23 protein-coding genes are annotated in these 20,140 nt (G+C 48.7%); 22 read left to right on the top strand and 1 reads right to left on the bottom strand.

Translation table 11 applies throughout. The features are described 5' to 3' along the window. The first annotated feature begins 32 nt into the window (after positions 1-32). The 6 genes from BBR47_RS25095 to BBR47_RS25070 all read left to right on the top strand — a co-directional run bounded on the left by BBR47_RS25095 (position 33) and on the right by BBR47_RS25070 (position 4,727). Entirely contained in the window at positions 33-452 is a 420-nt protein-coding gene (locus tag BBR47_RS25095) for a hypothetical protein (RefSeq protein WP_015893247.1), read from the top strand. 109 nt (positions 453-561) lie between these two features. Continuing rightward, positions 562-1,206, top strand: coding sequence for a SurA N-terminal domain-containing protein (locus BBR47_RS25090; protein ID WP_015893246.1), 645 nt, complete (start codon positions 562-564; stop codon positions 1,204-1,206). Between the two features lie 141 nt (positions 1,207-1,347). Beyond that, entirely contained in the window at positions 1,348-2,856 is a 1,509-nt protein-coding gene (locus BBR47_RS25085) for a spore germination protein (protein ID WP_015893245.1), read from the top strand. A gap of 35 nt (positions 2,857-2,891) precedes the next feature. Further along, on the top strand, positions 2,892-4,073 hold the full coding sequence (locus tag BBR47_RS25080) for a Ger(x)C family spore germination protein (RefSeq protein WP_015893244.1): 1,182 nt from the start codon (positions 2,892-2,894) through the stop codon (positions 4,071-4,073). A gap of 28 nt (positions 4,074-4,101) precedes the next feature. Continuing rightward, the gene (locus tag BBR47_RS25075; protein WP_041749643.1) at positions 4,102-4,329 is read left to right on the top strand and encodes a hypothetical protein; all 228 of its coding nucleotides are present in this window, start codon (positions 4,102-4,104) and stop codon (positions 4,327-4,329) included. 47 nt (positions 4,330-4,376) lie between these two features. After that, the gene (locus BBR47_RS25070; RefSeq protein ID WP_015893243.1) at positions 4,377-4,727 is read left to right on the top strand and encodes a DUF2512 family protein; all 351 of its coding nucleotides are present in this window, start codon (positions 4,377-4,379) and stop codon (positions 4,725-4,727) included. A 55-nt stretch (positions 4,728-4,782) separates the two neighbouring features. Here BBR47_RS25070 and BBR47_RS25065 read toward each other — a convergent pair whose 3' ends face one another. Continuing rightward, entirely contained in the window at positions 4,783-5,619 is an 837-nt protein-coding gene (locus BBR47_RS25065; RefSeq protein WP_015893242.1) for an oxidoreductase, read from the bottom strand. Between the two features lie 336 nt (positions 5,620-5,955). Here BBR47_RS25065 and coxB point away from each other — a divergent pair, with 336 nt between their 5' ends. From coxB to BBR47_RS24985, 16 genes are all read left to right on the top strand, one after another. After that, positions 5,956-6,984 (top strand): cytochrome c oxidase subunit II, encoded by a 1,029-nt coding sequence (gene coxB, locus BBR47_RS25060; RefSeq protein ID WP_015893241.1) that lies wholly within the window; start codon positions 5,956-5,958, stop codon positions 6,982-6,984. A gap of 71 nt (positions 6,985-7,055) precedes the next feature. After that, entirely contained in the window at positions 7,056-8,900 is a 1,845-nt protein-coding gene (gene ctaD, locus BBR47_RS25055) for a cytochrome c oxidase subunit I (RefSeq protein WP_015893240.1), read from the top strand. Further along, a complete protein-coding gene (locus BBR47_RS25050) occupies positions 8,900-9,526 on the top strand; it encodes a cytochrome c oxidase subunit 3 (RefSeq protein ID WP_015893239.1) in 627 nt (208 codons plus the stop codon). The genes ctaD and BBR47_RS25050 overlap by 1 nt, the downstream gene beginning before the upstream one ends. Before the next feature lie 3 nt (positions 9,527-9,529). Then, on the top strand, positions 9,530-9,847 hold the full coding sequence (locus tag BBR47_RS25045) for a cytochrome C oxidase subunit IV family protein (RefSeq protein WP_015893238.1): 318 nt from the start codon (positions 9,530-9,532) through the stop codon (positions 9,845-9,847). Positions 9,848-10,544: 697 nt separating this feature from the next. Further along, positions 10,545-10,844, top strand: a complete 300-nt coding sequence (locus tag BBR47_RS25040) for an EthD family reductase (RefSeq protein WP_041749930.1) — start codon at positions 10,545-10,547, stop codon at positions 10,842-10,844. A 2-nt stretch (positions 10,845-10,846) separates the two neighbouring features. Next, positions 10,847-11,308 carry a PaaI family thioesterase gene (locus tag BBR47_RS25035; protein ID WP_015893236.1) on the top strand — a complete coding sequence of 154 codons (462 nt, stop codon included), beginning with the start codon at positions 10,847-10,849 and terminating at the stop codon, positions 11,306-11,308. A gap of 93 nt (positions 11,309-11,401) precedes the next feature. Further along, complete coding sequence (locus tag BBR47_RS25030; protein ID WP_007723391.1) at positions 11,402-11,803, top strand: PaaI family thioesterase; 402 nt, start codon at positions 11,402-11,404, stop codon at positions 11,801-11,803. Continuing rightward, positions 11,803-12,588 (top strand): enoyl-CoA hydratase-related protein, encoded by a 786-nt coding sequence (locus BBR47_RS25025; protein ID WP_173362211.1) that lies wholly within the window; start codon positions 11,803-11,805, stop codon positions 12,586-12,588. Before BBR47_RS25030 ends, BBR47_RS25025 begins: the two co-directional genes overlap by 1 nt. 57 nt (positions 12,589-12,645) lie before the next feature. Beyond that, the gene (gene paaK, locus BBR47_RS25020; RefSeq protein ID WP_015893234.1) at positions 12,646-13,974 is read left to right on the top strand and encodes a phenylacetate--CoA ligase PaaK; all 1,329 of its coding nucleotides are present in this window, start codon (positions 12,646-12,648) and stop codon (positions 13,972-13,974) included. Positions 13,975-14,007: 33 nt separating this feature from the next. Next, entirely contained in the window at positions 14,008-14,781 is a 774-nt protein-coding gene (locus BBR47_RS25015; protein WP_015893233.1) for an enoyl-CoA hydratase-related protein, read from the top strand. A gap of 9 nt (positions 14,782-14,790) precedes the next feature. After that, positions 14,791-15,570: an enoyl-CoA hydratase-related protein gene (locus tag BBR47_RS25010; protein ID WP_015893232.1), complete on the top strand. Its 780-nt coding sequence runs from the start codon at positions 14,791-14,793 to the stop codon at positions 15,568-15,570. A 22-nt stretch (positions 15,571-15,592) separates the two neighbouring features. After that, positions 15,593-16,450, top strand: a complete 858-nt coding sequence (locus BBR47_RS25005) for a 3-hydroxyacyl-CoA dehydrogenase family protein (protein WP_015893231.1) — start codon at positions 15,593-15,595, stop codon at positions 16,448-16,450. After that, on the top strand, positions 16,434-17,189 hold the full coding sequence (locus tag BBR47_RS25000) for a 3-hydroxyacyl-CoA dehydrogenase family protein (RefSeq protein WP_015893230.1): 756 nt from the start codon (positions 16,434-16,436) through the stop codon (positions 17,187-17,189). Before BBR47_RS25005 ends, BBR47_RS25000 begins: the two co-directional genes overlap by 17 nt. Then, positions 17,186-18,385: a thiolase family protein gene (locus tag BBR47_RS24995; RefSeq protein WP_015893229.1), complete on the top strand. Its 1,200-nt coding sequence runs from the start codon at positions 17,186-17,188 to the stop codon at positions 18,383-18,385. The genes BBR47_RS25000 and BBR47_RS24995 overlap by 4 nt, the downstream gene beginning before the upstream one ends. 33 nt (positions 18,386-18,418) lie before the next feature. Next, positions 18,419-19,618 carry a thiolase family protein gene (locus BBR47_RS24990; RefSeq protein ID WP_015893228.1) on the top strand — a complete coding sequence of 400 codons (1,200 nt, stop codon included), beginning with the start codon at positions 18,419-18,421 and terminating at the stop codon, positions 19,616-19,618. Between the two features lie 27 nt (positions 19,619-19,645). Continuing rightward, positions 19,646-20,071 carry a thioesterase family protein gene (locus tag BBR47_RS24985; protein ID WP_015893227.1) on the top strand — a complete coding sequence of 142 codons (426 nt, stop codon included), beginning with the start codon at positions 19,646-19,648 and terminating at the stop codon, positions 20,069-20,071. The last annotated feature ends 69 nt before the right edge of the window (positions 20,072-20,140 follow it).

Genomic DNA, 20,140 nt, shown 5'->3' with positions numbered 1-20,140 from the left:
AGTATAAAGGACGGACGGGGGAGGTGGAATCTATGACAGCAGGACCGTATGAAAATCAGAAAGATATAGATCAGCATATCCAACGTATCTATTTGAAATTAGACAAATTCGAAGAACGAATCGATCAGCTTGAGGGACAAATGTTAGTCGTCACGAAGTGGTTGGAACGAATTGAACATCGATTGGGACGCATGGAGGATGTGCGTTACGATGTACTGCAAGTTTTGAACAAGCTGCAGACTGAATTAGAAACGAAAGCAGAGAAGACGGAAAAAGACAAAGATATTATCCTGCAATTGCTGTCTAATGAAAATCGGGACAAGGAAGCACTTGCTCAGTTTATGGAAGTAGAAAAAGACAGGAAACAAGAACGCTTTCTACAGGTTTGGGCAGTTTTAGGTCCTGTTATCGCCTCCGTTCTCTCCTCTTTTTTTACCCGATTTTTTATGTAGCGCATAATATGTTTAAAATGTGGAAAAGTTGTGTAATACGCTTTCCATTTTTCTACCATAACTTCTTTCTATACTTGGAGGGCAGATTATAGAAAGAGAGGATATCCAAGTGAAGAAGTTTGATATTTCCATGCTTACGGTTGCCATATTAGTAACGGGGTTAGCTGTTTTAGGTTTTTATCAATCATGGGCAAAAGGCAATGACCCTGTATTGGTAACAGCTGGCGATACCTCGATTACACAAAATCAGCTTTACGGTGAAATGAAGAAAACGTACGGAAAACAAACGATACATGAACTTGTTGCGGAAGCGTTAATCAAGCAGGAAGCCAAGGCGCAAAACGTCGCGGTGACGCAAGAAGATATGAATAAAGAGATTGATTCGATGAAAAAACAGGTAGGTTCACCTGAGGCATTCCAAAACTACTTGAAGAGTATGGGAATGACTGAGGCCCAACTGCGGGATAAGTTGAACGTGCTCATGACACGGGATAAGTTGTTGGATAAAGCATTCCCGGTTACCGAGGAGCAAATCAAAACCTACTATGATACAAATAAAGCACAGCTGGGTTCACCAGCACCTGAGTTTGATAAAGTCAAAGATCAGATCAAGATGATGCTGACTGACCAAAATCGCAGTCAGAACTACGGTACCTGGTTAAATACGCTTCAGGATAAACACAAAGTAGAATGGAACGACCCTTCCTTTGACGATCCATCAGTGCCAGGTGAAGAACAAATACCTGCTCCATAAGTAGAACTTATACCCAAAGACCTTGTCCTCTTCCATGAGTGCGAGGTCTTTTTCTGTGAAAACGGTCATGAACGTTTTGTTTAGCAATGGGGGCAATCGGAGAAACTGTGTTCATAATAGCCGATGTGAGGAGCAATCCGAATGGCTCAGATTGGTTGCAGCCTGGACGACAACGTTCACTATATAAAAGAATCGCTCGGATACAGCAATGACATAGTAATTCGAGAGGTAGTCCTACATAACCTAGAACCCGTTCGGGCAGCTGTCATGTATGCGGATGGCATGGTTGATTCGTATCTGGTACAAGCCGTCTTAATCGACAGTCTCTTATACAAAATGCGCTTGAAGGAATGGGAAGGGATACGCGAGGACGAGTTCGTTCCCTTTTTAAAAGAATCCATCTTGACCGTAGGGGATATGGGGGATTTATACGATTTTCCCACCTTGTTTACAGCATTGCTGTCTGGCTGTGTCATCATTCTCGTGGATGGCTGCTCGCAAGGTATTCATATTGGTTTGCAGGGGTGGAAGGATAGAGGAGTCACCGAGCCGTCATCACAAACTGTCATTCGTGGTCCACGGGAGAGCTTCACGGAGACACTTCGCACCAATATTACGCTGCTGCGGAGACGGATTTCCAGTGAAAAGCTATGGATTGAAATCAACAGAATCGGCGAGGAAACCAAGACAGAAGTCGCGGTTGTGTATATGAAAGGGATTGTAGAAGAAGATGTGGTAGAAGAAGTACGTAATAGACTGGATCGAATCAGCATCGATGGCATCATGGAAAGCGGAATGATTGAGGAGCTGATCCAGGACGAAGCCTACACACCTTTCCCCACCATTTCTAACTCGGAGCGCCCGGATGTAGTGGCCGCGAATCTATTAGAGGGACGCGTAGCGATTCTTGTAGATGGGACTCCTTTTGTTTTGACCGTGCCCTCTCTCTTTGTTGAGTTTTTCCATTCTGCGGAAGACTACTATCAGCGCTTTGATTTTAGTACGTTGATTCGCATGCTGCGCTTCGCCTGTTTTTTTATAGCGTTGCTGGCCCCCTCTCTCTATATCGCCATTACGACCTTCCACCAAGAGATGCTCCCGACACAGCTTCTGATCAGCTTGGCGGCACAGCGAGAAGGAGTGCCCTTTCCAGCCTTTATTGAGGCGATCATGATGGAAGTGGCTTTTGAGATATTGCGAGAGGCCGGAATCCGCATGCCGCGTGCAGTAGGTCAAGCCATTTCCATCGTGGGAACACTGGTCATCGGACAAGCGGCGGTGGAAGCCGGGATTGTTTCGGCAGCGATGGTTATTGTGGTCTCGATTACTGCGATCTCCAGCTTTATTTTCCCAGCGAGCAACATGTCGATTACCGTGAGGATTCTTCGTTTTCCCCTGATGGTGTTGGCTGCTTCTTTTGGTATATACGGAATTATTGTAGGGATGCTAGCCTTGGTGCTGCATTTATGCAGTCTGCGCTCGTTTGGCGTACCGTATATGGAATCGTTTGCTCCGTTTTCCTTGAAAGAGCAAAGAGACACGATCCTTCGCTTGCCTCGCTGGGCCTTGGACAAACGGCCTGAATCGATTACCAAAAACAATTTGCGACGCCAATCTAAAGGGATAAAGCCATTACCACCGCAAAAGTAAGAGACTTTCCACAGCATGTAAAGGAGTGGGCACCAGTGAAAGGGATAAAAGTTCTTCTCTGCATCGTGCTCGTTATTATCCTAGCTGGTTGTTGGGATCGAAAAGAACTGAACGATTTAGCGATTGCGGTCGGGATTGGTATTGATAAAGTGCAAACAGGCTATCAGGTTTCGGTTCAAGTAGTCGACCCTGCAGAGGTCGCGGCCAACAAGGGGAAGCCTGGACGTGCACCTGTTACTCTCTTTACGATGAACGCTCCGACAATTTTTGAGGCTGTGCGCAAAATGACCACGATCTCTCCTCGGAAAATTTATATGGCCCACACGCGGATGCTCATATTTGGCGAGGAGGTCGCGAGGGAAGGGATCGCTCCTGTCATCGATTTTGTCTCGCGTGACCATGAGTTTCGGACTGACTTTTATATTGCCATCGCTAGAGGAACGACGGCACGCAACATCCTAAGAGTGATCACACCGCTTGAACAAATCCCTTCTACAGAAATGTTTGCTTCTTTAGAGACATCCTCCAAAGTATGGGCGCCTACCGCAGCAGTTACAATGGATCAATTGATTACTGACTTTACCAGCAAAGGGAAAGAAGCCGTTTTGACAGGCGTGCGACTAACCGGACCTGCAAGGGAGGGGGACAAACGAAATAACGTCGAGCAAATAGATACCCCCGTGCTTCTTCAATATACGACATTGGCTACTTTCCGGGGAGACAAGATGATCAACTGGCTGAGTGAAGCGGACAGCAAAGCCTATAGTTACATTACAGGCAAAGTAAAAAGCACGGTCGGAAGTATGCCTTGCAAGGGGGGAGGACTCTTGACGCTGGAAGTCATGCACGCCGACGCGAAAATCGAGGCTACCATGAAAAATGGCACGCCTGAAGTCATCGTTCACATCGCTTTGGAAAATGATATTGGCGAAGTGCAATGCAAGCTCGATCTGACAGAGGAGGATACGATCAAGGAGCTGGAAAAAGAGGCAGAAAAATCACTGGAAGCATTGGCGACAAAAGCCATTGCCAATGCCAAGAAAAATGGAGTAGACATATATGGATTCGGAGAAGCGATTCATCGGCAATACCCGAAGGTATGGAAGAAGATAGGGAGCAATTGGGAAAAGGGATTTTCCAAGCTGCCTGTACATGTCAAAGCTGATGTGAAAATCAGACGTTTAGGAACCATCAATAATGCCTTTGAAGAAAGGTGATTGTGTAACAGGGGCAGGGGGAGTTTGTATGTCGACATTTGCTGTCATCGTTATATCCATAATCGTTTGTGCATACGAGCTGCCCCGACTAATTCGGAAGCGGCAGCGTAAAGAGATCGCTGTCTTTCTCGGGTTGCTCGTCATCAGTGTTGGTTTGTACGCAGGAGCTGAAAAAGGGGTTGTCCCCAATCCTGTTTATTGGGTGGAAATGGTTTACAAGCCCGTATACGACGGCCTCATGACATGGCTGAAGTAAACGAGGGGCATACTGAGTACACCCCCAGTAAAGGAGAGTAAATAGACGTGGACGGTCTTTTGATGAAGCTGCTCGTTAGTCCGTTGTTGGTCGTTTTGGCAGATGCTCTCTTTCCAGAAGTGAATTTCGCTAATCTATATCAGTCTGTCGGAGTCGGATTTGTCTTGGCAATCGCCGGATATTTTTTGGATAGGGCGATCCTTACAGCAGGGAGTCTTTGGCTTACGACCATGTTTGACTTGATTATCGGCTTTTTGATCGTTTATGGAAGCATTGTGTTTTTGCCGACGGCTCAAATCGCTGCAGTCGGGGCCGGTTTTGTTGCGATATTTTTTGGCGTAGCAGAATATATCCAGCATGTTTGGCTGATACGAACAGGACGAACGGAAAGTGTATAGTTGTTCAACGTGCAAACACACTCCTTGGGGGTGTGTTTTGTTTATGGAAAAATCATTACGATCGCTTTGTCACGATTCGCTCAATCCATGACCACGGAAGCCAATTTTTTGCGACGATTGTAAGTCCCACGCCTCGGCCAACCGGGTAGCGGAATCGCGGCTTGGGAGTGGTGGCCGCATGGACAATCGTCGAGATGACTGCGTCGGGAGCAGGTGCCTTTTCTATGATTGCTTCTACGTGACGTATCAGTTGCTTCATTTGGGAGGCGTAAGGAGAGTCTTCATCAAGCTGTTGGTCTTGCATTCCTTTCTCCCAGATGGCTGTACGAAAGGAGCCGGGCTCAACAAGGACGACTTGAACCTGAAAGGGTAGCATTTCAAGGCGAAGCGATTCACTGAAGCCTTCGACTGCATGCTTGGATGCGGCATACGGCGAGAGACCGGGGAAACCAAATCGCCCACTGATGCTGCTTACGTTTATAATTCGTCCAGCTTGTTGCTGCCGCATATAAGGCAAGACTGCCCGAGTGACGTCGATCAGCCCAAACACATTTACATCAAACTGCTTGCGCCATTCTTCAGAAGAGACCTCCTCAGCAAAGCCACCCAACGCGTAGCCGGCATTGTTTACCAACAAATCAATGCGCCCATGTTTTGCAATGATGGAGGTGATCGCCTCCTGAATTTGTTCCGAATTCGTAACATCAAGGGAAATGACTTCCAGGTGGTCAGGATCTATAAGCAAGCTTGCCAATTTGTCAAGAGGGTCTCTTTTTGCTGGATCACGCATAGCAGCAATTACCTGAAAACCAGCCTTGACTAAAGCGACCGATGCATGCTTACCAAAGCCACTTGAGGTACCAGTGACTAGTGCAATTGGTCTTTTTTGCATAGAATTCTCCTTTAAAATGTATAGTATGGCAGAATTTAACTGCAATGTTCACAAAATTGTTCATAAATTTGTTAACAAAATCATAACAAATAGCCTTTGTATTAAGGAAAATTTATGTATACTTAAATGGTTACCACGCTTGGGTAGAAGTGTGCAATACTGCCCCTTACTTTGCTGTTTGTTTTTGGAATGGCTGCTAATACTTTTCACGTTTGGGTATTATAGTTGTGAATGGTATTGTATGCGATTTCTTTAAGCAGATAGAAAAGTACGAAAACTTCTAGTTATAGGCGTGGCTAGAACGTTACCAACACGAAGAAAGAGGGGTTCATTGGTATGAAGGGTTGGCAACAGTATTGGCGTCAGTTTTCCCTGTTTGCTCTGCTGGCGCTAGTGTTAACCGGGTGTGGCAAGGATGAGCTCTCAGCGCTCAAGCCCTCTGGTCCGGTAGCTGCGATGCAGTTTGACCTGATGAAGCTGTCCTCCGCTATCATGATCGGCGTCTTCATTGTCGTTATGGCGATCTTTACGTACGTCCTTATCCGCTATCGTAAGCGTCCCGGACAGCAAGGCATTCCTAAGCAGGTTGAAGGAAATCATGCACTTGAAATTCTTTGGACGGTAATTCCTTTCTTGCTCCTAATCATCATGGCGATTCCGACTGTTACTACTGGTTTCGCACTGCACAAGGAGTACCCGAAAGAGGAAGCAGTTCAAGTAAAGGTTACCGCTCACCAATTCTGGTGGGAATTCGAGTATCCTGATCTTGGAGTAGCGAGTGCACAAGACTTGGTATTGCCGGTTGGTAAAAAGGTTCAATTCGTATTATCAGCATCTGATGTTAAGCACGCATTCTGGATTCCTGCATTGGGCGGTAAAATCGATACGAACCCAGGGCAAGAAAACAAAATGTGGCTGCAAGCAGACAAAGCAGGCATTTACTACGGTAAATGTGCGGAGCTCTGTGGAGCCTCCCATGCCTTGATGGACTTCAAGGTAGAAGTAAAGGAACAAGCAGATTTTGACACTTGGGTAGCGAACATGAAGGGCGTTCAGGCAAAAGAACCTGTAACGGCAACTTCTCCACTGGCTGCAGAAGGTCAACAAATCTTTGATAAGAGCTGTTTGGGATGTCACGCTGTGGCAGGTAAAGGCGGTAAGATGGGGCCAAACCTGACTAACTTTGCAGATCGCGAACGTGTAGCAGGTATCAAAGCACATACGCCTGAAAACATTGCAGAGTGGCTGAAAGATCCGCAAAAAATCAAGCCAGGCAACAAAATGCCTAACCTCAACCTCGATGACAACCAAGTGAAAGCACTTGTAGAGTACATGGAGACATTGAGCGTAAGCGAGAAAAAGTAAAGTAAAACCTCATAAAACTTATTGCATTGACAATCGTCATAGGCAGTGACGCTTAAAAAGGAGGTAAACCCGTGTCTGCACATGCTTCTCATGCACCAAATCGCTCGGGGCTGTGGGATTATCTTACGACAGTGGACCATAAGAAGATTGCGATCCTGTATCTGATTGCTGGTGGGATATTCTTCTTGGCCGGTGGTTTGGAAGCCCTGCTGATTCGTTTGCAGTTGATGTACCCAGAGATTGAACTCGTTGGTGCCAAGACTTTTAATGAATTAATTACGATGCACGGCACTACGATGATTTTCTTGGCGGTTATGCCGATCATTTTTGCTTTGATGAACGCGATTGTCCCTCTTCAAATCGGTGCACGCGACGTAGCATTCCCGTTTGTTAACGCTCTCGGATTCTGGCTATTTTTCTTCGGGGGAGTGCTACTGAACACAAGCTGGTTCTTGGGTGGCGCACCTGATGCTGGTTGGACATCGTATACAACCTTGGCTTTGAATCAATACAGTGGCAGAGGCGTAGACTTCTACGTACTCGGTTTGCAAATTGCCGGTCTCGGAACGCTGATTGGTGGTATTAACTTCCTGGTTACGATCATCAACATGCGTGCTCCAGGTATGACATTCATGCGTATGCCAATGTTCACCTGGACGTCCTTTATTACATCCGGTTTGATCCTCTTCGCATTCCCTGCGATTACGGTTGGTTTGGTTCTGTTGATGTTTGACCGTTTGTTCGGCGGAAACTTTTTTAACCCTGACGCAGGTGGTAACGTTGTTATCTGGGAGCACTTGTTCTGGATCTTCGGTCACCCCGAAGTATACATTTTGATTCTCCCGGCATTCGGTGTCATTTCAGAAGTAGTTTCTACATTCTCAAGAAAGCGTCTGTTTGGTTACAGCTCTATGGTATTTGCAACAGCGCTGATCGGTTTCTTGGGCTTCATGGTGTGGGCTCACCACATGTTCACAACAGGTTTGGGCGCAATTGCCAACACGCTGTTTGGACTTGCAACCATGTTGATTGCTGTTCCTACAGGGATCAAAATTTTTAACTGGCTGTTGACCATGTGGGGCGGTCAAATCCGCTTCCCTACCGCAAACCTGTTTGCAGTAGGATTTATCCCAACGTTTACAATCGGTGGTATGACAGGGGTTATGCTTGCGGTTCCGCCGGCTGACTATCAATACCATGACAGTTATTTCGTAGTTGCTCACTTCCACTACGTAATCGTAGGGGGTCTCGTATTCGGTCTCTTCTCTGGTCTTTACTACTGGTGGCCGAAAATGTTCGGTAAAATGCTGAACGAAACAATTGGTAAATGGAACTTCTGGACGTTCTTCATTGGTTTCCACCTTACCTTCTTCCCGCAACACTTCCTGGGTCTGATGGGGATGCCGCGCCGCGTCTTTACATACCTCAAAGATCAGAACCTGGATATGGGGAACTTTATCAGTACGATTGGTGCATTTGGTATGACGATCGGTACCATCCTATTCGTGATCAACGTAGTCGTTGCAGCGAAGAGCTCCAAACGCGCTCCTGCAGATCCTTGGGATGGACGTTCACTCGAATGGGCGATTCCTTCGCCGCCGCCGGAGTACAACTTCGTTCAAACGCCTCTCGTTCGCGGTTTGGATGCGTTGTGGGTTGAGAAAATGGCTGGTAACAAAGGCATGACGCCTGCGGAGCCTATTGGCGACATTCACATGCCATCGCCATCGTTCTTGCCATTCCTGATGTCTCTCGGATTGTTCGTGGCAGGCTATGGCTTTATCTACCACAACTATGTGGTTGTAGTCATTGGAATACTCGCTACACTGTCCTGCATGTTTACCCGTTCAGTGAAAGACGATCCAGGCTATCACATTCATGAAGATGAACTCGAAGAGAAAGGGGTAAAGGCTTAATGGCTAACCATCACGCACATGCAGTATTGCCTGACGAACCGGAAAAAGCCACCCTTGAAGGTAAGAATAAGGTTCTTGGCTTCTGGCTCTTCCTCGGTGGGGAGACAGTTCTCTTCGGTTCCTTGTTTGCAACATTTATCGCTCTTCGTGATCAAGCAAATGGTGGACCAACGTCCCAAGCGTTGTTTGACATGAATCTCGTTGCAGTGGCCACACTTCTCTTGCTTACCAGCTCGATGACAAGTGTTATGGCTACACTGGCTCTTCACAGGAAAGACCTCAAGAAGATTCAGCTATGGCTGACTATCACAGTAATACTCGGTCTCGGCTTCCTTGCTTTGGAGATTTACGAGTTTGTACACTATGTAAATGAAGGACTGAAAATGTCAACGAGTGCATTTTCATCTGCCTTCTATACATTGGTTGGATTCCACGGAGCTCACGTAGCGTTCGGGATTTGCTGGATCACCCTTTTGCAACTATCTGCGACGAAAAAGGGCCTAACGGTAGTAACTGCGCCGAAGTTCTACCTGGCATGTCTGTACTGGCACTTTATCGACGTTGTATGGGTATTCATCTTTACCGTGGTATATCTCATGGGTATGATCGGTGGAAAGGTGGGATAATCTATGGGAGCACAAGCTCATAATGAAGAGGTACGCAAACCGAAAGTGAAGCACGAAGGTCCGAAAAGACACCTTGTTGCTTTCATCGGATCTCTCGTATTGACCGCACTGGCATTCATTGCAGTGGCGTATGAAGCAATTCCATCAGGTTTTACCGTACCATTCATCGTAGCACTGGCCTTTGTTCAAGCGTTCTTCCAGCTGTATGTCTGGATGCACATGGATCAAAAAGGTCATGAGTTTGCACGGATCAGTATTTTCGCAGGATTGTTTGTAATTATGATGGCGATCATCGTCTTTATTTTCTGGGTCTGGGTCTAGAAAGTGGAGCGATGCGAGAGAGGACAGACATTGGGTCTGTCCTCTTTTTTTGTGTATTTGTTTTATTAAGTGGCTGTTGGGGAGGGGAAGAAGCGAATTTCCAGTCTACGCTTCGGCCTACGCCCCGCAAGGGGGATTCACTGTCCGCTCTGGAATGAATGTCGGGAACGCTTCAAAAGTAGCAGTCTCGAAGAAGGGGTAGCAGAGGTTGAAGCTAAAACCATTCCCGCCATTCATCCCTCCGCTGGGTAGGGCTCCAGAGGCGCTTGGACTGGAAATTCGCTTCTTCCCACGCGGCTTTTATTAAATTCCGAAAAAGGACTCCTTGAAATTCCCTAACAAATGTTTTGAATAATCAAAGGCAACCACAGCTGTTCGAAAGTCCTGTCACATGTTTGGAAGGAGACCGCCCGAACGCAGTGAGGATACAGGCGACTGGAAAACATGTGGCAGGGCTTCCCACGACCACAAAAGTTGGAAGACACCCCATCGAAGCATATTCTGTCAGCCTTTTGCCAGTCATAAACATGAAGAGAAGGGGGGAGTAAGAGCAGACGGAGTTTTCGCGCTTTTTGAAAAATACTTGCACCTGTCACAAAGGCTTTATATAATAAAAATATTAACATGCGTTAAAATAACGTTATATGAATTAGTCGTCACACATTGCAACTATAATCTGAGGAAAGCAGGGATCATGATGGTGAAATTGGTAGCAATTTATCGCAAGCCCGAAGATATCGATGCTTTTGACAAGCATTATTTCGAGGTACATGGCCCATTGGCAGAAAAAATGCCTGGCTTAATCAAAATGGAAGTAAGCAAAATCTACGGAACACCAATGGGAGAATCTGACCTGCATCTGATGGCAGAAATGTACTTTGAATCAAAAGAAGCTTTGACGGAAGCGTTGTCATCTTCTGAAGGCCGCGCAGCAGGAAAAGACCTCCGTGGCTTCGCTGGACCCATTGTGTCCATGCATTTTGCAGAAGTAGTTTAATCATGACCACGAAAAGATTGATAGACGAACAAGCGCTCCATCAGAAGCATTACGCAGAGATTTGCGAGAAGCTAAAGCAAGATCCATTTGCTCAATTTTTGGGCATCAAGCTGATTGAGCTGGGAGAAGGAACGGCGACTGCGGAAGTCACGGTTGCCGAGCATATGCTGAATGCCCACGGCACCGCGCATGGCGCAATCATCTTCTCTCTGGCAGACTTTGTTTTTGCAGCGGCTTGTAATTCCTATGGCAAAACATCTGTAGCACTGTCGATGAATATCGGATTTTTGGCTGCTGCCATGAAAGGAAATCGCTTGGTGGCAACTGCGACCGAAGAGAAGAAAAACAATCGCACAGCCTGGTACCGCATCCGTGTAGAAACGGAGCATGGCTTGGTAGCGACACTGGATGCACTGGCGTACCGGAAAAGTGATTACTTCGTCGAAATCGAGGGAAACGAATAACTGACAGCGAAAATAAACCGGAGAAAGGATGCCAAAAGCCACGTGCTTAGGCTCCTTTCACTGTTTCAAGACGATACGAGAAAGGGGGCAAAGATGTCAGTGGAGATCCGTAATCGATTCAACCACTACCTGGGCATAGAAGTCGTTCACCGAGATGAACAGGGCTGTAAGGTAGCACTGAAAATTCGCCCCGAGCTATTCAATAGCATCGAAGGTGTCGTACACGGAGGCGTTACGGCGACATTAGCCGATGTGGCGATGGGGCATGGGGCAGCACCCCATGTGGATGGTGTACAGCAATGTGTGACGGTGGAGAGCAAGATTCAATACCTCCACCCTGCACGCGGTGAGGTACTCGAGGCACAATCTCATGTATTGAAACAAGGAAAAAGCCTGATCGTGATGGAAGCACGCGTGACTTGTGATGGCAAGCTTGTGGCTTTTGCTACCGGCACGTATGCACGGGTGAACCCGCCTACACAAGGAGGACGTTGATGATGGAAGAGAGCGTTCGCTTTGAACGTGAAGGACATATAGGACTGATTACATTAAATCGTCCAGATGAGCTGAATGCGCTGAACTACGATACATTGGAGCGCCTGGGAAGCTTGATTGAGCAGGTGCGTTTGGATGCAAAAGAGATTCGCGTGGTTATCGTGAAGGCAGAAGGGCGAGCATTTAGTGCAGGGGCAGATTTGAAGGAGCGCCGTACACTGACGGAACAGCAGGTGCGCCGCAATGTCCGCAAAATCCGCGATGTATTTACTGCGTTGGAGAGGCTTCCGCAGCCGACGATTGCCATGATCAACGGATTTGCTTTTGGCGGGGGATTTGAGCTTGCGCTGGCCTGTGATTTCCGCTATGCCGTCGCAGATGCCAAAATGGGACTGACAGAGGTGAGCTTGGGCATCATTCCTGGTGCGGGTGGTACGCAGCGGTTGTCTCGCTTAGTCGGACCTTCCAAGGCAAAGGAGCTGATCCTGACTGCCAGGCGCATACAAGCGCAGGAAGCGTATCATATCGGTTTTGTAAATGCTGTTGCAAAAGATACAGAGGAGCTGCGTGAGCTGGCAATAGGGCTGGCAAACGAGATTTTGGCAAATGCTCCGTTGGCGGTTTATCAGGCAAAGTCAGCTATTGATCGCGGAAGCAGTGTTGATTTACAGACAGGTCTAGATATCGAAACCATGTGCTATGAAGTGATTATTCCCACGACAGATCGTCTGGAAGCATTGGAAGCCTTTCGCGAAAAGAGAAAACCAGTTTTTAAAGGCGAGTAACATTTTCAAATAAGCACTCCATACCGAGTCATAACGCAAGGGAATGAGGGAAGCGACATGATTTTTAACACAGAAATGGAAACGCTACCAAGAGAGAAAATGACGGAACTGCAACTGGCACGCTTGAAAGAAACGGTTAAACGCGTATACGAGCGCGTTCCTTTCCACACAAAAGCATTCAATGAGGCTGGTGTGAAACCAGAAAACATCCAATCGATCGAAGACATACAGAAGCTTCCCTTTATGAAAAAGACTGATTTGCGAGAAAATTATCCATTCAATCTGTTTGCGGTTGAAATGAAGGAAGTAGCACGCATTCATGGTTCTTCCGGAACAAAGGGAAAACCGACCGTTGTCGGCTACACCAAAAAAGACTTGGAGAATTGGGCGGAGATCGTGGCCCGCGCCATTTGCTGTGCGGGTGGAGAGCCAGGGGACATTTTCCATAACGCGTATGGCTACGGTCTTTTTACAGGCGGTTTGGGTCTGCACAATGGCATCGAGCATATGGGCGCAGTCGCAGTGCCAGTATCCGGCGGCAATACCTCCCGTCAAATTACGTTGATCGAGGACTTCAAGCCACGTGGTATTGCAGCAACGCCATCCTATGTCCTCAACATCGTGGAAGAGATGAAAAAGCAAGGAATCGATCCACGTGAGACGAGTGTCAAATACGGGATTTTTGGTGCGGAGCCGTGGTCGGAAGAAATGCGCGTGCAGCTGGAGCAAGAGCTCGACATTAAAGCCGTGGACATTTACGGTCTGAGCGAAGTGATGGGGCCAGGCGTTTCCATTGAATGTCAGGAGGCGCAGGATGGCCTACATATCGCAGAAGACCATTTCTACGCAGAAATTATCGATCCGAATACCGGAGAAGTGCTTCCATACGGACAAGAGGGCGAGCTCGTATTTACGTCGCTGACGAAAGAAGCATTCCCGGTTGTCCGCTATCGTACGGGTGATATCGCGTCCCTCAATCCTGAGCCCTGTAAGTGCGGAAGGACAACCATGCGGATGTCGCGCATCAAAGGGCGTGTAGATGACATGCTCATTATTCGCGGAGTCAATGTGTTCCCGACAGAGATCGAGTCCGTTCTGCTTACGTTCAATCAATTGGCTCCACACTATCAGGTCGTCATTGAGCGCGACGGTGCCCTCGACCGTTTTGAGGTGCACTGCGAGCTGACACCAGCATATGCAAAAGAGCTCAGTGAAAATGACAGCTCTGCTCTCTCGTCATTGGTGAAAGAAATTTGCCATCACATCAAAAATACGTTAGGTGTGTCCGTGGTGCTGCGGGTGCAACCGCCAAGTTCCTTGACGCGTAGCGAAGGCAAAGCGATACGAGTCGTAGATAATCGAAACAAATCTCAGGCAGCGATCTAAACCAACTCCTGTAAAAAAAGGGTGTGACAGTTCATGGCCTATGAATATATTAGCGTAGCCAGTGAAGATGGTGTCGGTATCATTACGTTGAATCGGCCGAAGATTCTAAACGCGCTGAATTTGCAGCTCATCGACGAATTGGTTGACCAGCTGGAGCAAATGGACCGCGACCCGGATATACGGGTGATCATCCTGACTGGAAACGCGAGGGCGTTCGCAGCGGGTGCCGACATTAATGAAATGGTGGAAGCATCAGCCATCGACATCATGAAGCGCAATCAGTTTGCGGTTTGGGATCGCATCTCACTCATCTCCAAGCCGATCATTGGTGCCGTCAGCGGCTTTGTGCTCGGTGGTGGCTGTGAATTAATGATGAACTGTGACATTGTGATCGCTTCGGAGACAGCCGTCATTGGCCAACCTGAAATCAAGCTGGGAGTCATGCCTGGGGCTGGTGGTACACAGCGTCTGACGCGTGTGGTAGGTGAACGAAAAGCACTGGAGATGCTGCTCACAGGTGAACCGATTTCGGCCAAAGAAGCGTTGAAATACGGATTGGTCAATCGGGTAGTGCCAGTAGAAGCGTACTATCAGGAAGCGCTCAAGCTGGCGAAGCAAATCGCCCAGCAGCCGCCGCTCGCGGTACAGGTCATCAAAAAATCCGTGTACAAAGCTGGTGATCTCGCTCTTCAAGAGGGAATGGATTACGAGCGAAACAGCTTTTATCTTCTTTTGGCAAGCGAAGATCGAAAAGAAGGCATGCAAGCATTTCTGGAGAAGCGCAAACCCCGTTTTATGGGACATTAGGAGGCGGCCATGTACGAAACGATTCTTTATGAAGTGTCAGAAGGCATAGCAGTAGTGACCTTGAACCGTCCGGACAAATTCAATGCGTTTACAGCCGTCATGAACAAGGAAATCACTGATGCGTTGAAGCAAGCACAGAAGGATGCGGACGTGCGTTGCATCGTTCTTACCGGAGCAGGGAAGGCGTTCAATGCGGGTCAGGATCTCAGTGACGTTGCTGGAGGAGGAGACGTGGATTACGGGGCTTTCTTGAGGGATCGCTATAATCCAATGATCCTCCAGTTTCAAAAAACAGAGAAGCCAATCATCGCAGCGGTTAATGGTGTAGCAGCAGGTGCAGGCATGAGTGTTGCGCTGGCGTGCGATATTCGTCTGGCATCGGAAAAGGCATCCTTCGTCAATGCCTTCGTGAACATCGGGCTCGTTCCTGATTCAGGGGGCTGCTACTTCTTGCCGCGCATCGTCGGGATCGGCAAGGCGTTGGAGCTGGCGATGACGGGGGAAAAGGTTACTGCTGAGGAAGCACTGCGAATTGGATTGGTCAATCAGGTGTACCCTGCGGAGAGCTTCATGGAGGATGCGCTGGCGTATGCGCGCAAGCTGGCGTCACTGCCGACGAAGGGCATTGGTTTGATCAAGCGCACGATGTACAAAGGGCTTGAGATGGGGTTGGAAGAGACCTTGGAATATGAAGCTTTTGCACAAGAGGCGGCTGGCAGCACAGAGGATCATAAAGAAGGGGTCACCGCTTTCATGGAAAAACGTGCGCCTCGTTTTACAGGCCGTTAGAGGCGAAGGGAGGCAAGCCCAAGTGAGTATAAAAACAGTAGGCGTCATCGGGGCGGGAACGATGGGAGCGGGGATCGCTCTCGTATGCGCTCGAAAAGGACATCAGGTCATGCTGCTGGATGCAAATCAGGCGGTGCTGGACAAAGCCCTTGTCTATTTGGAATCGATCCTGACAAAAGACGTGGAGAAAAACAAAATCAGCGAGCAAGAAATGACAGAGACGCTAGAGCTGGTCCATCTCGTTTCGGAAATGGAGCAGTTGGCAGACTGCGATATCGTCATCGAAGCGGTGCCAGAGCGTCTTGATTTGAAAAAAAGCATTTTCAGCCAGCTTTCTGGGATTTGCAGAGAGGATGCCCTTTTACTAACGAATACTTCCTCCATCTCGATTACGGAGATTGCAGGAGGGCTTTCGCATCCCGAGCGCATTCTTGGCTTTCATTTTTTCAATCCCGCACCTGTCATGCCTTTGGTTGAGGTTATTCGCGGGAAAAAATCGAGCGAGGAAAATGTGGAGATGGCGTATCGATTTGCGCAAGAGTTGGGCAAGGTGCCTGTTCTGGTGACGGACACCCCTGGCTTTATCGTCAATCGCATCGCGCGTCCTTATTATAATGAAGCATTGCGCATCCTGGGCGATCATGTGGCAGGTGTGGAGCAGATTGACCGCATCATGAAGCTGGCTGGCGGATTCAAAATGGGACCGTTTGAGCTGCAAGACATGATTGGCATCGACATCAATTTTGCCACCACCAAATCGGTCTATACCGACTTCTTCCATGAAGGACGATTTAAGCCTAGCCGGATTCAGCAACAAATGGTTCAATCCGGTAGCTTGGGCAGAAAGACGGGGGAAGGCTTCTATGACTACAACAAATAAGGCTGTATTGCTCGTGGGCACAAGCCCGCTGTACGCAGAGTTGAATCAATTGATGGTGGAAAGAGGCTACCAGGTGCTTACGCTTGCAGAAGCAATGGCGGAACCTGAGCTGGTTGAATTGGCTGTGGAAGTAAATAGCGTGGATATGCAGGCGAAAAAGAGGCAGGTACGCGAGCTGGATGACCTATTGCCACCAAACGTACCGATCATCACGACTTCGCTCGCGATTACAGCGACAGAAGTAGCGTCCTGGACACAACATCCTGAACGCGTTTGCGGATTTGGAACGCTCGTGCCCTTGGTCGAACGGGAGCTGATCGAGATTGCCCCTGCTCTGCAAACGGAGCTGAATACGATTCAAGCAACAGAAGGCTTCTTTCAATCGCTCGGGAAAGAGACGGAAACCGTAAACGACGAGGTAGGTCTCGTATTCCCGCGCATTTTAACACTCATTATCAACGAGGCAGCCTTTACTCTGATGGAAAAAACAGCAACGGCTACTGATATTGATATCGCGATGAAAAAAGGCACCAACTACCCATACGGTCCTCTCGAATGGGCAGATCGCGTTGGCTTGGATGAGATTTTTGCGATATCGAGAGGCTTGCAGCGGGATCTGGCCGAGGAGCGTTATCGCACTGCACCGCTATTACGAAAGCTGGTGCTGGCAGGGCGAGTCGGCGTACGCAGTGGGCAAGGCTTTTACACGTACGAAGAAAAAGTGGGTGTAGAGGCATGAGCTTGACTAACAAGGAGGTGTACGTAGCAGCAGCCGTACGTACACCAATCGGCAAGCTGGGCGGAAGTCTGAAGAACACCCCCATCGACGACCTGACAGCCATTGTCTTGAATGGAGCGCTTGCGAAGGCAGGACAATCCGGTGAGATTGTTGATGGGGTCATCATGGGTAACGTTATATCGGCCGGACCGTTTATTAATATTGCCCGCGTTGGTTTGTTGAAAGCAGGGCTTCCTGACACCATACCTGGACTGACTGTAAATCGGGTATGTGCATCCGGGCTGGAGGCAGTCAATTTGGCTGCGCAGTCTATCCAGGCAGGACATAGTCAGGTCATGCTGGCTGGCGGTGTAGAGAATTTGACTCGTTCACCGTACATCATGGAAAAATTCGAGCAGCCGTATCAACGCGGCGGACAGACACTGATCGAGTCTTTTGGCGGACCTCGTTCTGCTCCTGTCTCGATCTATGGCGATCTGACCATGGGAGATACCGCGGAAAACGTGGCAGAGCAATTCGACATCAGTCGCGAGGATCAGGATCGTTTTGCAGCAGAGAGCCAGTCTCGGGCTATCACCGCGATAGATGCAGGTCTGTTCCGCGATGAGATCATTCCCATCACGTTAAAAGGGAAAAAAGGGGAAGAGACGCTGTTTGATACGGATGAATTCCCAAGAAGAGATTCCAGTGTGGAGTCGTTGTCCAAGTTGCGACCTGCCTTCCGAAAAGATGGTAGCGTCACAGCAGGCAACTCCTCCGGCATAAACGATGGCGCAGCGGCTTTGCTCTTGATGAACGAAAAAATGCTGCAAAAGACAGGCGTCGCTCCTTTGGGGCGCATTGTTCATTTCGTCAGTGCTGGTGTAGATCCGCGCATTATGGGCATGGGTCCGGTCGCTGCGATCCGCAAGCTGCTCGCAGAAACGAACATGACCGTAGAGCAAATCGACCTGTTTGAGTTAAATGAAGCGTTTGCTTCCCAATCACTCGCCTGCATGAGAGAACTGGGACTGGACCCTCTGAAAACAAATGTAAACGGTGGGGCAATCGCGTTGGGTCATCCACTCGGAATGAGCGGTGCCCGCCTGGCAGGTACGATTCTTTTTGAGCTGAGACGTCGCCAAAAGAAATACGGAATCGTTTCGTTGTGCATAGGCGGCGGTCAAGGATTGGCCACGTTAGTAGAAGCGCTATAGAAAAAAGCCCTTGTGCATGGGAGGAGTGGAAGAATGGGTACACCTGTCATCATAGATGCTGTGCGCACGCCAATCGGCCGCATTGGTGGTGCGTTGAAGGATGTGCGCCCGGATGACCTGGGCGCATTGGTGATTCAAAAGCTGCTGGAACGAAATTCCATCGATCCGAAGACGATTGATGATGTCATCATGGGCTGTGCCAATCAGGCTGGGGAAGACAACCGCAACGTCGCGCGTATGTCACTTCTATTGGCGGGATTGCCTGTCGAGGTGCCGGGAGTGACTGTGAACCGCCTGTGTGGCTCAGGTCTGGAGGCTGTGAACCAAAGCGCGAATGCAATCAAAGCCGGAGCAGGTCACGTCTATATCGCGGGCGGGACAGAGAGCATGACACGCTCTCCGCTGGTAATGATGAAGCCTGGCACGGCTTTTCAGCGCGGCAATCAGCAGTTAGTTGATACGACGTTGGGCTGGCGATTGGTCAACGAAAAAATGAAAGAGATGTATCCGCCGATCAGCTTGGGGGAAACTGCGGAGAAGGTAGCGGAGCAATACGGCATTAGCCGCGAAGCGCAGGATGAGTTTGCATTGCGTAGTCAGCAAAATTACGCATGTGCTTTGGCAGAAGGAAAGTGGGAGGCCGAGATCGTTCCGGTAGAGCTAAAAGGGCGCAAAGGTGAGGTCACACTGTTTGCACACGATGAGCATGCACGTCCGGAGACGACTATCGAACAGCTGAAAAAACTGAAACCAGCATTCCAAGCAGATGGCAGCGTCACAGCAGGCAACTCCAGCGGTCTAAATGATGGAGCCTGCGCTCTACTCATCATGGAACAGGAAGCGGCTCTTGCAGCCGGTTTGAAGCCTCGTGCAAGGATCGTCGCATCCGCAGTCGCAGGCGTTGATCCATCCGTGATGGGAATTGGACCTGTACCTGCTACGCGAAAAGTACTGAAGCAGGCAGGCTTGACGCTTTCGCAGATTGATCTGTTCGAATTCAACGAGGCTTTTGCGGCGCAGGCAGTGGCAAGCGTACGCGAGCTGGGAGTCAACCCTGATCTGGTCAACGTAAATGGCGGAGCGATTGCTTTGGGTCATCCGCTCGGATGTAGCGGAGCGCGCATCCTTACTACTCTTTTGTATGAAATGGAGCGACGTGATGCTCGTTACGGGTTGGCCGCGATGTGCATTGGAGTTGGACAGGGAATTGCGACGATTATCGAGCGTGTGTAGCTTGGACAGATAGGGAGGCAGGTACTCTTGATAGATAGACTGCAGCCGGGTACGACGGAAGAATTTACTGTGACAGTGACAAAGGACATGCTTCCTGTTTTTGAAGGCCAAGTCGTGCATCCTGTGATGTCGACGGTCAGCATGATTTATTACATGGAATGGGTGGGAAGACGCGTCATTTTGCCGTACCTGGAAGCCGATGAAGAGGGCTCGGGATTTGCTGTAGATATCAAGCATGTCGGCCCAGCTGTAATTGGTCAGGAGGTCACGTTCCGGGCTTCCTGTGTGCAGGTTACCGAAAAACGCGTAGTGTGCGAGGTTACTGCGGACACTACACGTAATCGTGTCGGACTCGGGACGTTCGTCCAGGCCATCTTCAAAAAGGACGAGATCAAGCAGCGCTTTGAGGCCTTGCAAGCTGAGATCAATCAGGAAGCAAGTAGGGAATTATAAATTTGACAGAATAAATTGACTCTTTTAAAATGTTTTACTATAATTACGTTAAAATTACGTTATACGATT

This window comes from Brevibacillus brevis NBRC 100599 (assembly GCF_000010165.1).
GTDB classification, from domain to species: Bacteria; Bacillota; Bacilli; order Brevibacillales; family Brevibacillaceae; genus Brevibacillus; species Brevibacillus brevis_D.
The sequence above is the reverse complement of the archived record's forward strand: the minus strand, read 5'-3'. Positions and strand labels throughout refer to the sequence as shown.

What these genes read in the sequence shown, in the direction of transcription:
- BBR47_RS25030 (WP_007723391.1), top strand. Translation starts at nt 11,402, where the DNA reads ATGTCAGTGGAGATCCGTAATCGATTCAACCACTACCTGGGCATAGAA.
- BBR47_RS25035 (WP_015893236.1), top strand. Translation starts at nt 10,847, where the DNA reads ATGACCACGAAAAGATTGATAGACGAACAAGCGCTCCATCAGAAGCAT.
- BBR47_RS24990 (WP_015893228.1), top strand. Translation starts at nt 18,419, where the DNA reads ATGGGTACACCTGTCATCATAGATGCTGTGCGCACGCCAATCGGCCGC.
- BBR47_RS25050 (WP_015893239.1), top strand. Translation starts at nt 8,900, where the DNA reads ATGGCTAACCATCACGCACATGCAGTATTGCCTGACGAACCGGAAAAA.
- BBR47_RS25025 (WP_173362211.1), top strand. Translation starts at nt 11,803, where the DNA reads ATGATGGAAGAGAGCGTTCGCTTTGAACGTGAAGGACATATAGGACTG.
- BBR47_RS24995 (WP_015893229.1), top strand. Translation starts at nt 17,186, where the DNA reads ATGAGCTTGACTAACAAGGAGGTGTACGTAGCAGCAGCCGTACGTACA.
- BBR47_RS25010 (WP_015893232.1), top strand. Translation starts at nt 14,791, where the DNA reads ATGTACGAAACGATTCTTTATGAAGTGTCAGAAGGCATAGCAGTAGTG.
- BBR47_RS25075 (WP_041749643.1), top strand. Translation starts at nt 4,102, where the DNA reads ATGTCGACATTTGCTGTCATCGTTATATCCATAATCGTTTGTGCATAC.
- paaK (WP_015893234.1), top strand. Translation starts at nt 12,646, where the DNA reads ATGATTTTTAACACAGAAATGGAAACGCTACCAAGAGAGAAAATGACG.
- BBR47_RS25065 (WP_015893242.1), bottom strand. Translation starts at nt 5,619, where the DNA reads ATGCAAAAAAGACCAATTGCACTAGTCACTGGTACCTCAAGTGGCTTT.
- BBR47_RS25095 (WP_015893247.1), top strand. Translation starts at nt 33, where the DNA reads ATGACAGCAGGACCGTATGAAAATCAGAAAGATATAGATCAGCATATC.
- BBR47_RS25040 (WP_041749930.1), top strand. Translation starts at nt 10,545, where the DNA reads ATGGTGAAATTGGTAGCAATTTATCGCAAGCCCGAAGATATCGATGCT.
- BBR47_RS25045 (WP_015893238.1), top strand. Translation starts at nt 9,530, where the DNA reads ATGGGAGCACAAGCTCATAATGAAGAGGTACGCAAACCGAAAGTGAAG.
- BBR47_RS25015 (WP_015893233.1), top strand. Translation starts at nt 14,008, where the DNA reads ATGGCCTATGAATATATTAGCGTAGCCAGTGAAGATGGTGTCGGTATC.
- BBR47_RS25085 (WP_015893245.1), top strand. Translation starts at nt 1,348, where the DNA reads ATGGCTCAGATTGGTTGCAGCCTGGACGACAACGTTCACTATATAAAA.
- coxB (WP_015893241.1), top strand. Translation starts at nt 5,956, where the DNA reads ATGAAGGGTTGGCAACAGTATTGGCGTCAGTTTTCCCTGTTTGCTCTG.
- BBR47_RS25000 (WP_015893230.1), top strand. Translation starts at nt 16,434, where the DNA reads ATGACTACAACAAATAAGGCTGTATTGCTCGTGGGCACAAGCCCGCTG.